This window comes from Nocardia sp. NPDC050793 (assembly GCF_040654065.1).
In the GTDB taxonomy this organism is placed as follows: domain Bacteria; phylum Actinomycetota; class Actinomycetes; order Mycobacteriales; family Mycobacteriaceae; genus Nocardia.
On sequence record NZ_JBFAHG010000007.1, the window covers coordinates 83,780 to 98,236 of the forward strand.

A 14,457-nucleotide genomic window follows, 5' to 3' on the forward strand; every position below is an offset into this window, starting at 1 on the left:
GGCTCAGCCGCGCCGCCGCACCTCCGACACGGCCTTGCGCGCCGCCACCAGCACCGGATCCCACACCGGCGAGTAGGGCGGCGCGTAGCCGAGATCGAGGGCGGTCATCTCCTCGACGGTCATCCGGGCGGTGAGCGCGACCGCGGCGATGTCGACCCGCTTGCCCGCGCCCTCGCGGCCGACGATCTGCACGCCGAGCAACCGCCCGGTGCGGCGTTCGGCCAGCATCTTCACGGTCATCGACGCGGCGTCGGGGTAGTAGCCCGCGCGGCTGGTCGACTCGACGGTGACGGTCACGTACTGCAATCCCGCTGCCCGCGCGTCCTTTTCGCGCAGCCCGGTTCTGGCCACCTCGAGATCGCAAACCTTGCTGACCGCGGTGCCGACCACGCCGGGGAAGGTCGCGTATCCCCCGCCGATGCCTGCGCCGATGATCTGGCCGTGCTTGTTCGCGTGGGTGCCGAGCGGGATGTGGCGGTGGCGGCCGGAGACCAGGTCGAGCACCTCGACGCAGTCGCCGCCCGCCCAGATGTCCTCGTGGCCGCGCACCCGCATCGACAGATCGGTGAGCAACCCGCCGTGCTCGCCGAGCGGCAGGCCGGCCGCGCGGGCCAGCGTGGTCTCGGGCCGCACCCCGATGCCGAGCACCACGACGTCGGCGGGATAGTCGCCCTCGGTGGTGGCGACGGAGCGAACGCGGCCCGCCTCGTCGGTGCGAATCGCGGTGACCTCCGCCGCGCCGACGATCTGGATGCCCAAGCCGCACATGGCCCTTCGGACCAGCGCGCCCATGTCCGGATCCAGCGTCGACATCGGTTCGGCGCCGCGATCGAGAACCGTCACCTGGTAGCCGCGATGGATCAGCGCCTCCGCCATCTCCACGCCGATATAGCCCGCCCCGACCACGACGGCGCGCTTGCCCTCGGTGGTGGTGAGCGTGTCGATGAGCGCCTGTCCGTCGTCGAGGGTCTGCACGCCGTGCACACCCGCGGCGTCGACGCCGGGCAGCGCGGGCCGGACCGGGCGCGCGCCGGTGGCGATCACGAGTTTGTCGTAGCCGGTCCATGATTCGGCGCCGGATCCGAGGTCGCGAGCGCGGACGCGGCGCTCGGCTACGTCGATCTCGAGCACCTCGGTGTGCAGGCGCAGATCGATGTCGCGGGCGCGGTGCTCGTCGGCGGTGCGCGCGATGAGCGCGTCGCGTTCGGCGACCAGTCCGCCCACCCAGTACGGGATTCCGCACGCGGAATACGAGGTGAAACCGCCGCGCTCGAACACGACGATCTCCAACTCGCGCGGCCCGGCCATGCGGCGGGCCTGGGAAGCCGCGGACATGCCCGTCGCGTCCGCGCCGATGACGACCAGTCGTTCACTCCGTTCGCTCACTACGGTCACGCTACGTGGCGGACAGCCGCGGCTTGCGGGCCGGATATGGGTGCGATAGGTTGCCCGTCGCTGGGGGCGGGGTCGCCTGCGGGACGGCCGCCGCCGGGGGTCGCCGCGGGTTGTCCGGATTCGCCCGGACGAAACAGGGGTGAAGCGATGGATGGCGCACGGGAAGTGCTAGCGGGCGTGGGAATCCCGCTGCTGGTGTTCGCGGCGGTCGCCTTCGTGTTGGCGGCAAGCTGGCGACTGGCGAATCCGCTTGCCGCGCACACCGATCCGGCCGCGCGTTGGGACCGCAAACTGGTCGATCTCGGTCTGGTGCTCGCGGCGGTGGGCATCGTCGCCTCCGTCGCGGGATTGGTGCCGGTGCGCTCCCCCGGCGGCGGCGCGCCAGGCGACCAGTGCTCGGTCGGGGCGGCGAAGCTCGGCTGGGAGCACCGGACGACCGGTGACTGCGCGCGGGCGGGCGGCGCTCGAGACCGCTGAGCCGGCCGTCGGTTTACGCCGCGGTCATCCATTTGCCCTGTGATCGCCCCGGGTTTACTTCACACTGAGCTTCTGGCAAACGCTGTATGAAGGCAGCGTTTTTCACTTCGGGAGCGATCATGACCGAAACTCCGTCCGACGACGAACGCAGGCTCGCCGAACTCGGTTACAAACAGGATCTCGAGCGATCCTGGTCCGGATTCTCCAACTTCGCCATCAGTTTCACCATCGTCTCGATTCTGACCGGCGGATTGGCCAGTTACGGAATCGGATTGGCGAACGGCGGCCCGATCACCATGGCGTGGGGCTGGCCGCTGGTATCGATCATGGTGCTGTTCGTCGGCCTGGCCATGGCCGAACTGGCCTCCGCCTACCCCACTTCCGGCGGCCTCTACTGGTGGGCATCGGAATTGGGCGGGCCGGTGTGGGGCTGGTTCACCGGCTGGTTCAATCTCATCGGCCAGATCGCGGTGACCGCCGCCATCGACTACGGCGCCGCGATCTTCACCACCGCCGTGTTGAACGTGATCGGCATCGAGATCGGCACGGACCGCACGGCGATCTTCCTGGTGTTCGCGGTGATCCTGGTGCTGCACGCGATATTGAACGCGATCGGCCCGCACCTGTCGGCGGTGATCAACAATATTTCGGCGTGGTGGCACGTCGGCGGCGTCGCGATCTTCGTGCTGGTGCTCGGTTTCGGCGCGAAGCACCAGCAGAGCGTCGGATTCGTGTTCACCGAGACCGTGGACAACAGCGCCGTCGGCTTCGGCGGCGTCGCGTTCAGCTTCCTGCTCGGCCTGTTGCACGCGCAGTACACGTTCACCGGCTACGACGCCTCCGCGCACATGTCCGAGGAAACCCACGACGCCGCGCGGGCGGCGGCCAAGGGCATCATCAACACCATTCTCGTCTCCGCGGTCGCGGGCTACCTGCTCATCATGGCCGTCACCTTCGCTATTCCGAATCTGGACCACGCGCTGGACCCGGAGCAGAACAGCGGCTATCCGGTGATCTACATTCTGGAGAATTCGCTGGACTCGTTCTGGTCGGGGCTGCTGCTGATCATCGCGGCCGTCGCGCAACTGTTCTGCGGATACGCCTCGGTGACTTCCGCGTCGCGGATGCTGTTCGCGTTCTCCCGCGACGGCGCGGTACCGGGTTCGGCCTATTGGTCGAAGCTCTCGGCGAAGAAGGTGCCGGTGCACGCGGTGCTGTTCATCTCGTTCTTCGCGTTCGTCTTGCTGATTCCCTCGATGCTGGTGCCCGCGGCCAATGCCCCGACGGCCTACGCCGCGGCGACCTCGGTGGCCACCATCGGCCTCTACATCGCCTACGGAATTCCGATTCTGCTGCGGCAGCGGCACGGTGCGCGATTCCAGACCGGCCCGTGGCAACTCGGGACATGGTATCGGCCCGTCGGGATCGTCGCATTGCTCTGGATCGCGGCGATCAGCGTGCTGTTCATCCTGCCCACCGACGACCGGGGCTATCCGTGGAACAGCGAATTCACCTGGACGACGGTCAATTACGCGCCCCTGACCCTGGTCGGCGTGGTCGGCGCGATCGCAATCTGGTGGTTCGCCTCGGCCCGCCGTTGGTTCACCGGCCCGAAACGCACGGTCGGCGAACCCACCGATCCGACCGGCGACGCGACATCCGTCGTCGCCTGACGCGTCGGCGGCGGCGCGGATCGAACCCGCGCCGTCGTCGCCGACCGTCCGCAGCATCACGGCATCGAGCGCCGCGCTCGGCTGGAAACTCAGCCTATGAGACAAAATCTTGACTTCGCCATCGTTTACTTAGAACCGACCCGTCGGTATTCTCTGGGCTGTGCCGCGTGCCGGATGGGTCAAGCCGGAGAGCGATGAGCGGTTGTCCGATCACATTGCCTTGGGCGTGCTGACCAGGACTTTTACACCCGATATTGTCGACGAGGTGCTGGTCGAGCGCGGACGGGTCGAACGCCGGAACCGATTGCTGCCTGCGCGAGTGGTGGTGTACTACGTGCTGGCGCTGGCCCTGTTCGCGTCCTGCTCGTACGAGGAAGTGATGCGGAAGCTCGTGTCCGGGCTCGAATGGGCGTCGGGACGGTCTCACCAGTGGACGATCCCGACGAAGGCCGCCATCTTCCAGGCCCGTAAGCGCCTGGGCTCGGAACCGCTGCGGGAGTTGTACGAGAAGGTGGCGGTGCCACTGTCCGATGCGGGGGTGCCGGGCAGCTGCTATCGGTCCTGGCGGCTGATGAGCATCCACGGATCAACCGTGGATGTGCCCGCCAGCGACGCGAATATCGAGCGCTTCGGCCTGCCGTCTCCTCGGGGTGGCCGGGGCGGAGTGTTCACTCAGGTGCGGCTCCTCGGGCTGGTGGAGTGCGGTTCGCGCGCGATCGTCGATGCCGCGCTCGGGACCTACGAGCATCGCGAGCAGGCCATGGCCGAATCGATCGTGCGGTCGCTGCGCCCTGGAATGCTGCTGCTCGCCGACCGCGCCTTCTTCAGCTACCGCCTGTGGGACCTGTGCCGATCCTCTGGCGCCGACCTGCTGTGGCGAACGCAGTACAATTCCGCGCTTCCTGTCGAAAAACGTTATGCAGATGGATCTTTCGCTTCCCATGTGTATCCAGGGACGAGAGCGCGCCACAACGACACCGCCGGGATCGCTGTGCGCGTCGTCGAGTTCGTCCGCACCGCTTCCGGCGCCGACACGGACCACGGCGAGGGGCGAATCCACCGACTGCTGACCACCATCACCGATTCCGAGGCGGCACCCGCGAACGAGCTGGCCCGGGTGTATTCGCAGCGATGGGAGATCGAGACCGCCTTCGACGTGCTGGAGCCCCACCAACGCGGCCGCGGGGTGGTGTTGCGGTCGAAGACGCCCGACGGAGTGATCCAGGAGGTCTACGGCCACCTGTGCGTGCACTACGCGATCCGCAGCCTGATGCATTCGGTGGCAACCGATTCCGGTCACGACCCGGACTGGCTGTCATTCGGTCGCCCCCTCCGGGTGGCGCCCCGCACCACAGCGAACCACCCGGGGCCTTCCGCGAACCCAGGCTGAGGTTCGACCGCCGCATCGCCGGGCGATCCTGCGCGAGCCCCCTCGTAGCGCGGGCCGATCCATGGGCGGGGCCGAACGCGCGATTCGCCCGCCTTCCGCGTCCAACAACGCGTGGCCGCGTCGAGTCCCGCACCGGGCCGTAGAACCTACATCGCTCGAGTCGCAAATTAAGTAAACAACCGCCTCGGCAATGCTTGTTGCGCAAATGTGTGCGCCGTGTCACAGTTCCTCCGCCGAATCGTTACCAATCGGTAACCGGAAGTGTTCGAAACAGGAGTTTTGCATGATCAAGGCCGTTCGCACGGGGATCGCTGCTGCGTTCACCATGACAATCACGGCGGGGCTTGTCCTCGCTGCCGCCCCGGCGCAGGCCGCTCCGAGCTCGAGCCCCTATGTCGCCATGGGCGACAGCTACAGCGCGGGGGCGGGCATCGTTCCGGTCGATCCGACTGTCACCCCGTTGTGCGCGCGGAGCACCCGCAACTACCCGAACCTCATCGCCGACGCCCTCGGCGTCGAGTCGTTCACCGACGTCACCTGCTCGGATGCCGACACTCAGGACTTCTACGAGCAGCAGTACCCCAGCCTGACCCCGCAGCTGGACGCCGTCAGCAAGGACACCAAGCTCGTCACCCTGACCATCGGCGGCAACAACAACGACACCCTGATCAAGGTGATCTCCGCCTGCATCAGCGCGGGGACCGGGACCGCAGGCTTCGGCAACCCCTGCGAGACCATCTACGGCGACCAGTTCACCGACGACATCCTGAACAAGACCTACCCCGCGGTGAAGAAGGCGCTCACCGACATCCATGCCAAGGCGCCGTCCGCGAAGGTGGTCATCGTGGAATACCCCCAGGTCATGCCCGAGGACAACAGCAACTGCTTCCTGACGATGCCGATCGCCAAGGGCGACGTCGCCTACATCAACAAGATCGAGGACACGCTCAACGGCGTCATCAAGCGCGCCGCTGACGAGACGGGTACCACCTTCGTCAGCATGCAGAGCTCCATCGGCCACGACGTCTGCAAGCCCATCGGCACCCGCTGGGTCGAGCCGGCCCTGTGGGGCACGAACTTCGTGCCGATCCATCCCAACGCGCTCGGCATGCAGAAGATGGCCGCACAGACATTGGCCGCGATCGGCGGCTGACACCCGAATTCCGAACGGGCGGTTCCCGGCCATCGGACCGAAAGGCCGGACGGGAACCGCCGTTCGCCGCTGTCACCGGACCCGGGTTCAGGCTGAAGCGCACGGTCGGTGCACCCACCGATCCAACCCCCGGCACGACCGAGGAGGTTGTCGCGGGTCGAGCATTCGCGCCGCCGTTGCCAGTTGTTAGCGATTCGACGAGCGAACTTTCCGCAGCGCTAAGGATCGTGTAAAAGTTTGCGGCTCTGTTTATTTCACATATTCGCTGGGGTGCGTCGGCGGCGCGGCGCGGCTAGTTTGGTTGGGTGAGTTACGAGTACGTCGTCGTACCCGCGGGGGTCGTCGCATCGGCGGTCGAAGTGCCGTCCTATTTCCGATCACAACAGGGACGGCCCGTCGACGACGATCTACGGATCGTCGTGCTCGCCGGGTTGGCGGCGTGGAATGCGACGATCCCGGCCTCGCGGCGGCACGCCGCCGTGCGGATCGAGGCGGCGGGCGCGGCGGTACGGGTCACCGCCGCCGACGATCTCGACCGTCGGCAAAGCCGGGGGTCGGCGGTCGATTACGCGGCGGGTCCGGTGCGGCAACTGCTCGAGGATCTGATCACTGGTTTCGACTACGAGATCTACGACGGCCAACAGCGCACCCTCACCCCGGCCCCGGAATTCCGGGTCGTCGATGTCGATATCGGCGGCGAGCGCAGCTATCGCTCGATGACCAAAAGTCAAGTGTTCTCGTGGATTCCGAAGCTGGCCGAACTCGCCTCGACGCCGTTTCTGATCGCCAGCCGCGCCGACGATCGGGAGACATTCATCCAGACCTACCGCGACGCGCCGACGAGCTACACCCTGGAAATCCACGACAGCGCGCACACCGACCATTTCTTCGCCGCGGCGTTCGCGGATGCGCGCCTTGTCGCCCAATTGATCTGGGAGTGGGCCAACGACGACTGGTCCACACTGGACCGCGTGGAGTGGATTCGGGAAGGGAAATAGTCCGGAATCAGGAGTGGCCGGGCAGCACGCAGGCGGTGTCGAGGCCGAGCACGTGGTTCAGCCGCCCGAACGCCAGCCAGGAGCCGATGCTCATGCTGAGCTCCACGATCTCGGTTTGGCTGTAGTGCGCCTTCATCCGCGCCCAGAATTCCTCGTCCAGATTGTGGTGATCGGTGGCGTAGCGTTCGGCGTACTCGGCGGCCAGCCGGGTGCGGTCGTCGAAGGCGTCGGTGGTGCGCCACGCCGTTACCGCGTCGGCGAATTCCTCCTCCACCTTGATGCCGTCGCGCTCGGTGCGCCAGTCCAGGCAGAAGACGCAGCCGTTGATCTGGGCGATGCGCAGCCGGGCCGCCTCGAACTCGCGCAGGCCGAGCGTGCTGTGCTGGTACACCGCGAGCGAGAATCCGGACGCGGCGACGCCGATGCCGGGGACCATCTCGCCCCACACGTAGCCGATGGGATCCTTGCCCTCGGGGATGTCGACGATCATGAATTCTTCCTTCCGAGTTTGCCGACCGCTGGACGCAGCGGGACGTCGAGTGCGTCGTAGAGTCCTGGTTCCGCGGCGACGAGCCAGTCGATGGCGCCGACCAGCCTGCCGACCGCGGTCGCGTTGCCGCCCGCGGAGCGGTTGCCGCCCTCGTCGGTGGCCTCGACCGTCACCTCGATGCGCGGGCGGCCTTCGATGATCACCCGGTGGGCGCCGTCGCCGTCGGGAGGCGCGGGCCAGTCGGGCGCGCACGAGGAGTGGATGCGAGTGACATGCTCGACGACGATGCGCGGCTCGCCGCCGACGATGCCCTGCACCTCGAAACGCACCGCGCCCTGGGTGCCTTCGGCGAACTCGCCCATCTTCGCCGTCTGCACGGTGGTCTCCAGCGGGCGCCGGTCCAGTGTCTCGCGGATCTCGTCGAGTTCCACCCCGAGTGCGCGGGCCATCAGCCGAATCTGCCCGCCCCATACCATGGTCGGCACCGTCGGTGCGAGCATCGGCGGCTGGTAGTCCATCGGCTGACCCATGCCGACCAGGTAGCGGACCGAGTCGGGCTGGTCGTAGGTGGTGTAGTCGAAGATCTCCTGGCAGCGCACCACGTCCACGGTGCTGGCCAGCCCGCTGACGAGCAGCGGCAGTACGTCGTTGCCCCAGCCCGGATCGACGCCGGAGACGAACAGCGACCCGCCGCCCTCGGCGATGGCGGCCAGTACCGGATCGCGCAATTCCTTCGGCGCGCTGCGCGGGTCGTAGAGGGCGTAGAGCGCCGGGGTGACGACGACCGCGCCCGCGCGGATGGCCCGCACGATGTCGTCGAGGGCGTCGGCGGGACGGATGTCGCCCGAGGCGGCGTAGACGACCGCGCGGGGGCGAGCGGCAAGCACCGCACCGATGTCGTCGGTGGCGGCGACGCCCAGTTCGTGGTCGAGATCGGCGAGCGCGCCCGCGTCGCGCCCGACCTTGGCTGGATTGTGGACGAGCACGCCGGTGAGTTCCAGCGCCGGGTGGGCGTCGACGGCACGAATGGCGGCGCGGCCGACATTACCGGTGCCCCAGACGATCGTGGGGATCATCGCGCGAGCGTAGCAAGCGCTTGGTTCGGCGTCCGCCGGTTTGCGAGATCGGACGCACTTTCGGTGGGCGCGACCGGTGCGCATGGGGTAACGTGATGGCTGTTCAGCGCCCGGTCATGGCGCTCCAGCCGCTCGGCATCTTCGAATCGGAAGACGTTGCCTGTAACCCAGGGTTATATGTAACCTGAAGTCACACACATTCTTGCTCTTTTCGCGCACGATTCCAGGGGGAATTCGGCGCCGCGCGCCAACGTCGAAATCGCCTCCGGAGCGGGCAAAGAACTCATCTTCGTAACAGTCCTGCGCGTGAGGGCCGATCAGCGCCGGATTGGGCCGCCTATGGTGGCGCCGACTAGTACGGTATAGCCCGCCGTGAGGCGCAGACATGCGGGACGAGCATCCGGCGGGAAAGGCGGGACGTCAACATATGAACGAGCCGTATTCGCAGTGGCATGCCCAGAATTCGGCCACCGACCCGCCCCTCGCCTCGCGCTACCGCAGCGCCGATCCGATTCGCTGGAACGGCAGCATGGTCTACCCGATGTACACCGAGCGATTCGGGCACATCACCACCCTGCTCAGCATGACCTTGCTGTCCGCGGCGCCGCCCACCGGGCTGCGCGGCCACGGCATGGGGCTCTCGGTGATCGGCGGGTACATCGACCTCGAAGGGCGCAAGCTCGAAGGAATCGACGTCTGGAGCGACGCGCTCGCCCGCGGCACCACGGTGACGCTTACACCGACCGGACCCGACGCGCTGTTCACACTCACACCGGTGTGGGTGGACCGCTCCGGCGTGCAGCGCTCGTGGATGGGCAATTACGGCATCCTCGTCGAAGACACTCCCGACGGCCGGATCGCGCTGTGGTGCAGCGTCGGTGAGGGGCCGCCCAACTTCGCCAACCTGGTCGTCGGTCTCGGCACCACGGCCGCTCCCGTTATCGAAACACCGAAAGAACCTGTGGCAGAAACGATTACGAAAACCGAAACGCCGGCCGCCGCGACTCGGAGGTCCGTGCCGTACCCCAACGGCACACCGGCCGGGTATGCCGCGACGCCGTCCTCCGCGACCGCGGCGAGGAAGTCGACCGCCGCACCGGCGCAGGATGCCCTGGAATACGCTGCGACGAACCGGCATTCGCCGACGGCCGTACCACGATCACCCGAGTCCACTGCGGCCACTGCGGATTCGGTCGGCGACCTCGGAGGGCAACTATCGTCGGCCGAACGCGGAGCCGAGACCGGATATCGCGGCGCGCTCTACGATCTCGGCGTCGCCATGTTCGGCCGCGGCGAGGAAGACCAGGCGTGTGGACTCTGGGCGCAGGCGGCCCAGGCCGGGCATCCCGGCGCGGGCTACGATCTCGGCGTCGTGCTGTTCCGGCGCGGTGATCTGGTCGCGGCCGAAGGGTGGTGGCGCACGGCCGCCGAACTGCGGGACCTGCGCGCGATGGCCGGGCTCGCCGAACTGCTCGACCGGCGCGGTGACCACGCGGAAGCCCGAATGTGGCGCGCCCGCGCCGCCGACGAGCGAGCCGCCGAAGCCGGTCAGCCCGTCGGCCCCTGCTGAACCGCGCCGGGCCGAACCGCGCTGGGTCGAACTGTGCTGGGTCGAACTGTGCTGAGCTCGTCCCGTTCCCGCAGTTCCTCTCGTACCCGCATCAGCGCGAAACCGAGCAGGTTGGCTCCACGCCAGCGTGTCGGCTCCGCGGCGTCGGGATGATCGGCGGCCAAACCGATCCCCCAGATTCGGTCCACGGGACTGGCCTCGACGAGCACGCGGTCGCCGGTGCCGAGCAGGAATCGGCGCAGCTCGTCGTGGCTGCCGAACTTCGCCAGGTTGCCTGCGACGACGATCTCGAAACACTCGGCTTCCCAGCGCTTCTCGTCGAAGCCGCGCACCTGGCGGCCGAGATCCTTGGCCTGCTTGGGGTGTTCGACGGTGAGCACTCTCCCCGCGGTGTCGGTGTCGTCGAACAGCAGCGCCTTGCGCCACATCATGTAGTGCTCGGCCGTCGGGAACGACCTGCCGTCCACATCGAACGGTGCGGGCCACCACTGGCTGAAACAGCCCTTGCCGACACTGCCGTCGGCCCGCGGGCGATGGCCCCAGAACGGCAGATACTTCACGGTGCCACCCGCCGCGGTGAAACGGATCAAATCGTCGACCGAACGCATGGCGCGAGTCTGCCCGACGACGCACGGTGAACGCCTGCGATTAATCGGACCCGGCCGCCGGAAAAGAAGTGGCGTCGGATGCGGGGCCCTCGGTAGGTTGACCGCCATGGGAGGCCCAGGCATCAACGGAGCGTGCGCGGTCGGCGCGTACTTCATCCGGCTGCGCGCGGCGGCCTGGGCCTTGCCAGCGCACCGCACCGCTCCGGTTTCACTCTGATCCGGCTCGCTCGGCGCTGAACGCGCCGCCCGACGACCGCGCATCCGCGGTCTGTCGCATGTGCCCTGGCATGGGTCCGGGCGAATCACTTCTTCCTGATTCGGCCACTCCTTCCGGAGGACACCCATGTCCCGCAATCGTTCCCTGCCGCGCGCCCGCGACCACTCCGGTGTCGGCCCGCGCAAGCGGCTGAGCCAGAACTTTCTCGCCGACGCGGGCACCGCACGCCTGCTGGTGCGCGCGTCCGGCGTCGGCGCCGAGGACTTCGTGCTCGAGATCGGCCCCGGCTCGGGCATGCTGACGCGTCAGCTGGCCGACGTGGCCGGTCGCGTGCTGGCCTACGAGATCGACCCGCACTACGCGGCGCTGCTGCGCAAGCGCTACGCGGGCGACGCCAGGGTCTGCTGTTTCCAGGCGGATTTCCGGGCGGTGACCGCGCCCCGCGAGCCGTTCGCGGTCGTCGCCAACATTCCGTTCGCCAGCACCACCGACATCGTTCGCTGGTGTCTGGCCGCGCGGTACCTGACCTCGGCCACCCTGCTGACCCAGCGGGAATTCGCGCGCAAGCACTCCGGCGACTACGGCCGCTGGAGCAAGCTCGCGATCACGCACTGGCCGGTCACCGAGTTCGCGCTGGGCCCGCGCGTGGACCGCCGGTTCTTCCGGCCGGTGCCGCGGGTGGACTCGGCGGTGCTGCACCTGCGCAACCGGTCGCGACCGCTGCTCGCGCCGGGCGCGCTGCGGGGATATCGGCGGTTGGTCGAGCTGGGCTTCTCCGGAGTCGGCGGCTCGCTGGCCGCGTCACTGGCGACCGAGTTCCCGTCCCGCCGGGTGCGCGCGGCGTGCCGGACCGCGGACGTGCCGGTCGACGAGCCGGTGGGAACGGTCGATCCGGCGCGGTGGATCGCACTGCACCGGGCCTTGTCGTGACGCCGATGCCCGGGTTCGTCGACCTCGTTGCAGAATGCGCGGGTCGCTGCCCTGGCGCGGCGTTAGTATGCGCACATGGCGCACCCCGCTACACCCGTACCGGGGGCGACGGTCGCGGGGGGCTCGTCGCCCGCCGCGGCGGGGCGCGGCACCGGTGTCGCGGAGGTCGTGGCCCGGTTCGCGGAGGCATGGCGGGACGGGCCGACACCGCCGGACCTGCCCGCCTTCCTGCCCGACTCCCCCGCCATCCGACGGGTGTCGCTGATCGAGCTGATCAAAGTCGATCTGGTGAACCGGTGGTCGCGCAACACCGAACCCAAGCGTCTCGCGGAATACGTCGCGGAACTGCCCGAGCTGAGCACTTGGCCGTTGCCGCCGGACCTCATCTACGAGGAGTTCCACGTGCGCAGGAACGCGGGCAGCTCGGTGCGAGTCGGCGAGTACACCACGGCCTATCCGGCTCAGGCCCAAGAGCTTTCGGAGATGCTGGCGTCCGACGACTACCACAGCACGATGATGACGGCCGCCACCGAACCGGTCCGCCTCGACGACATCGAGGCAGGCCAGCGCATCGACGACTTCGACCTGATGACCGGTCTCGGCCGCGGTGCCTTCGCCAAGGTTTTCCTGGCCAGGCAGCGGTCCATGCAGCGGTTGGTCGCCTTGAAGATCTCGCAGAACAAGGGCTCGGAGCCGCAGACCCTCGCCCAGCTCGACCACGAGTACATCGTGCGGGTCTTCGATCAGCGTGTGCTGCCTTCCCGCCGGTTGCGCCTGCTGTACATGCAGTACGTGCCGGGCGGCACGCTGTATTCGGTCTTGCAGCGGGTGCGCGTGACGCCGCTCGCCGAACGCAGCGGCGCGATGATGCTGGAGGTCATCGACGCGGTGCTGGCGGCGAAGGGAGAGATCACGCCTGTCGAGTCGTCGGTGCGCGCCGAACTGGCCACCTTGTCGTGGCCGGAGACCATCGCCTGGCTCGGTCGCAGGCTGGCCGAGGCGCTCGACTACGCGGGCCGGTGCGGGGTACTGCACCGCGACATCAAACCGGCCAACGTCCTGCTGACCGCGGAGGGTATTCCGAAGCTCGCCGATTTCAACATCAGCTTCAGCGGCAACATCTCCGGCGCCAGCCCGGTGGCGTACTTCGGCGGGTCGCTGGCGTACATGTCGCCGGAGCAGCTGGCGGCGGTACATCCCGACAAACCCACCACCGCGGCGGATCTCGACACCCGCAGCGATCTGTACTCGCTGGCCGTGGTGCTGTGGGAGCTGTTGACCGGAAGCAAGCCCTTCCACGACGAATCGGTGACCGCGGGTGACCGCACCACCCTGGACGGCATGCTGGGTCGCCGCGCCGCGGGCCCGGCCGCGCTGCCCTACCAGGATCTGCCGCCGGATTGCCCGGCCGCGCTGCGCCGCGCGCTGGTGCGGGCGCTCGAACCCGATCCCGACCGCCGCTGGGCGACCGGCGCGGACATGGCCCAGCAGTTCGACGTCTGCCTGGACGCCAGAGCCCGCGATCTGGTCGACCCGCCCGCGCACAGCTGGCGGCGGCACGCCGGGCTGCTCATGCTTCCGGTCATGCTCGTCGCCATCGGCATTCCGAACGCGTTGGCGATCTTCTACAGCTACCAGCACAACCGATCGCTGATCATCGACAAACTGGACGATCGGGCCCAGCGGCAATTCGAAGAGATCGCGCTGAACGCCTACGGTTTGGGCTTCCTGATCGGCTTCATCATCACCAATGTGCTGATGTCCGATCTGTTGCCGATCGCCCTCGGGCTGCGCCGAGGTCGCGAGTACGACGCGGCGCGACTCGCCAAGGCGCGTTCGGACACCCTGCAACTGGCCCAGCGCAATGTGCTGACCTGCTTCGCGCTGTGGGCGTTGTCCGGAATCGTCGTGCCGGTGACGGTGCAGGCGGCGGGGAGCCAGCTCCATCCCGACGCCTATCTGCATTTCTTCGTCACCCAGATCGTCTGCGGTGCCATCGCGATGGCCTACCCGTACTTCCTGGTCAGCTTCTACGCGGTGCGCAGCATGTACCCGATGTTCCTGCCGCACGGCGGTCTCGGTCGCGAGGACGCCGAACAGCTGGAGCGATTGGATCGGCGCAGCACCTACTTTCTCGCCATCGCCGCCGCGGTGCCGCTGCTCGGCGTCGCGGGCGCGACCTTCATTCCCGCCGAGGACATTCCGTCGGTCATCGTGGCGGTGCGGGTGCTGTGCCTGGGCAGCGCTGCCGCCTTCGTCGGCGTGTACTGGTTGTTCCGCATACTGGAGAAGGACCTCACCGCGTTGCAACGCATCGTCGCGGTGATCAGCCGGGCTGGACCAGGACACGCTCACATGCGCCGCAGGCAAAACACCGTGCCGTGGGCGGCGGCGGTCGAGAAGCGCACCGCCCCCGAACACGGGTGGTGCACCCCCCACAGGGCCCGTGACCCACCGCGCGGCAAAACAAAGAAAAGAAG

12 protein-coding genes are annotated in these 14,457 nt (G+C 68.0%); 8 read left to right on the forward strand and 4 right to left on the reverse strand.

The genetic code is table 11. The features are described 5' to 3' along the window. Window positions 1-3: 3 nt before the first annotated feature. Entirely contained in the window at window positions 4-1,386 is a 1,383-nt protein-coding gene (locus AB0H50_RS23510) for an FAD-dependent oxidoreductase (protein ID WP_357456382.1), read from the reverse strand. Window positions 1,387-1,542: 156 nt separating this feature from the next. On the opposite strand from AB0H50_RS23510, the gene AB0H50_RS23515 reads away from it, so the two are divergent. The 5 genes from AB0H50_RS23515 to AB0H50_RS23535 all read left to right on the forward strand — a co-directional run bounded on the left by AB0H50_RS23515 (window position 1,543) and on the right by AB0H50_RS23535 (window position 7,086). After that, window positions 1,543-1,872, forward strand: coding sequence for a hypothetical protein (locus tag AB0H50_RS23515; protein WP_357456385.1), 330 nt, complete (start codon window positions 1,543-1,545; stop codon window positions 1,870-1,872). A 119-nt stretch (window positions 1,873-1,991) separates the two neighbouring features. Continuing rightward, window positions 1,992-3,545 (forward strand): amino acid permease, encoded by a 1,554-nt coding sequence (locus tag AB0H50_RS23520; RefSeq protein WP_357456388.1) that lies wholly within the window; start codon window positions 1,992-1,994, stop codon window positions 3,543-3,545. A gap of 160 nt (window positions 3,546-3,705) precedes the next feature. Beyond that, window positions 3,706-4,935 carry an IS4 family transposase gene (locus AB0H50_RS23525; protein ID WP_357456391.1) on the forward strand — a complete coding sequence of 410 codons (1,230 nt, stop codon included), beginning with the start codon at window positions 3,706-3,708 and terminating at the stop codon, window positions 4,933-4,935. A gap of 283 nt (window positions 4,936-5,218) precedes the next feature. After that, window positions 5,219-6,088, forward strand: a complete 870-nt coding sequence (locus tag AB0H50_RS23530) for an SGNH/GDSL hydrolase family protein (RefSeq protein ID WP_357456394.1) — start codon at window positions 5,219-5,221, stop codon at window positions 6,086-6,088. A gap of 305 nt (window positions 6,089-6,393) precedes the next feature. Continuing rightward, window positions 6,394-7,086 carry a hypothetical protein gene (locus AB0H50_RS23535; RefSeq protein WP_357456397.1) on the forward strand — a complete coding sequence of 231 codons (693 nt, stop codon included), beginning with the start codon at window positions 6,394-6,396 and terminating at the stop codon, window positions 7,084-7,086. A 7-nt stretch (window positions 7,087-7,093) separates the two neighbouring features. Here AB0H50_RS23535 and AB0H50_RS23540 read toward each other — a convergent pair whose 3' ends face one another. Both AB0H50_RS23540 and AB0H50_RS23545 read right to left on the reverse strand, forming a co-directional pair. Then, on the reverse strand, window positions 7,094-7,576 hold the full coding sequence (locus AB0H50_RS23540) for a carboxymuconolactone decarboxylase family protein (RefSeq protein ID WP_357456399.1): 483 nt from the start codon (window positions 7,574-7,576) through the stop codon (window positions 7,094-7,096). Then, window positions 7,573-8,652 carry a dihydrodipicolinate reductase gene (locus tag AB0H50_RS23545; protein ID WP_357456402.1) on the reverse strand — a complete coding sequence of 360 codons (1,080 nt, stop codon included), beginning with the start codon at window positions 8,650-8,652 and terminating at the stop codon, window positions 7,573-7,575. Before AB0H50_RS23545 ends, AB0H50_RS23540 begins: the two co-directional genes overlap by 4 nt. Window positions 8,653-9,037: 385 nt before the next feature. Between AB0H50_RS23545 and AB0H50_RS23550 the strand changes: the two genes are divergently transcribed. Beyond that, complete coding sequence (locus AB0H50_RS23550; protein WP_357456405.1) at window positions 9,038-10,222, forward strand: tetratricopeptide repeat protein; 1,185 nt, start codon at window positions 9,038-9,040, stop codon at window positions 10,220-10,222. Here the strand turns inward: AB0H50_RS23550 and AB0H50_RS23555 are convergent. Continuing rightward, window positions 10,201-10,830: an NADAR family protein gene (locus AB0H50_RS23555; RefSeq protein WP_357456408.1), complete on the reverse strand. Its 630-nt coding sequence runs from the start codon at window positions 10,828-10,830 to the stop codon at window positions 10,201-10,203. The two genes, AB0H50_RS23550 and AB0H50_RS23555, sit on opposite strands and share 22 nt — an antisense overlap. A gap of 343 nt (window positions 10,831-11,173) precedes the next feature. On the opposite strand from AB0H50_RS23555, the gene erm reads away from it, so the two are divergent. Continuing rightward, window positions 11,174-11,977 (forward strand): 23S ribosomal RNA methyltransferase Erm, encoded by an 804-nt coding sequence (erm, locus tag AB0H50_RS23560; RefSeq protein ID WP_357456411.1) that lies wholly within the window; start codon window positions 11,174-11,176, stop codon window positions 11,975-11,977. 75 nt (window positions 11,978-12,052) lie between these two features. Continuing rightward, on the forward strand, window positions 12,053-14,457 hold a 2,405-nt coding region (locus AB0H50_RS23565), incomplete at its 3' end, for a serine/threonine-protein kinase (RefSeq protein ID WP_357456414.1).

Bases quoted from the DNA above. Each gene is read 5' to 3' on its own strand.
- AB0H50_RS23515 (WP_357456385.1), top strand. From the start codon at position 1,543: ATGGATGGCGCACGGGAAGTGCTAGCGGGCGTGGGAATCCCGCTGCTG.
- AB0H50_RS23520 (WP_357456388.1), top strand. From the start codon at position 1,992: ATGACCGAAACTCCGTCCGACGACGAACGCAGGCTCGCCGAACTCGGT.
- AB0H50_RS23530 (WP_357456394.1), top strand. From the start codon at position 5,219: ATGATCAAGGCCGTTCGCACGGGGATCGCTGCTGCGTTCACCATGACA.
- AB0H50_RS23540 (WP_357456399.1), bottom strand. From the start codon at position 7,576: ATGATCGTCGACATCCCCGAGGGCAAGGATCCCATCGGCTACGTGTGG.
- AB0H50_RS23545 (WP_357456402.1), bottom strand. From the start codon at position 8,652: ATGATCCCCACGATCGTCTGGGGCACCGGTAATGTCGGCCGCGCCGCC.
- AB0H50_RS23550 (WP_357456405.1), top strand. From the start codon at position 9,038: ATGCGGGACGAGCATCCGGCGGGAAAGGCGGGACGTCAACATATGAAC.
- AB0H50_RS23555 (WP_357456408.1), bottom strand. From the start codon at position 10,830: ATGCGTTCGGTCGACGATTTGATCCGTTTCACCGCGGCGGGTGGCACC.
- erm (WP_357456411.1), top strand. From the start codon at position 11,174: ATGTCCCGCAATCGTTCCCTGCCGCGCGCCCGCGACCACTCCGGTGTC.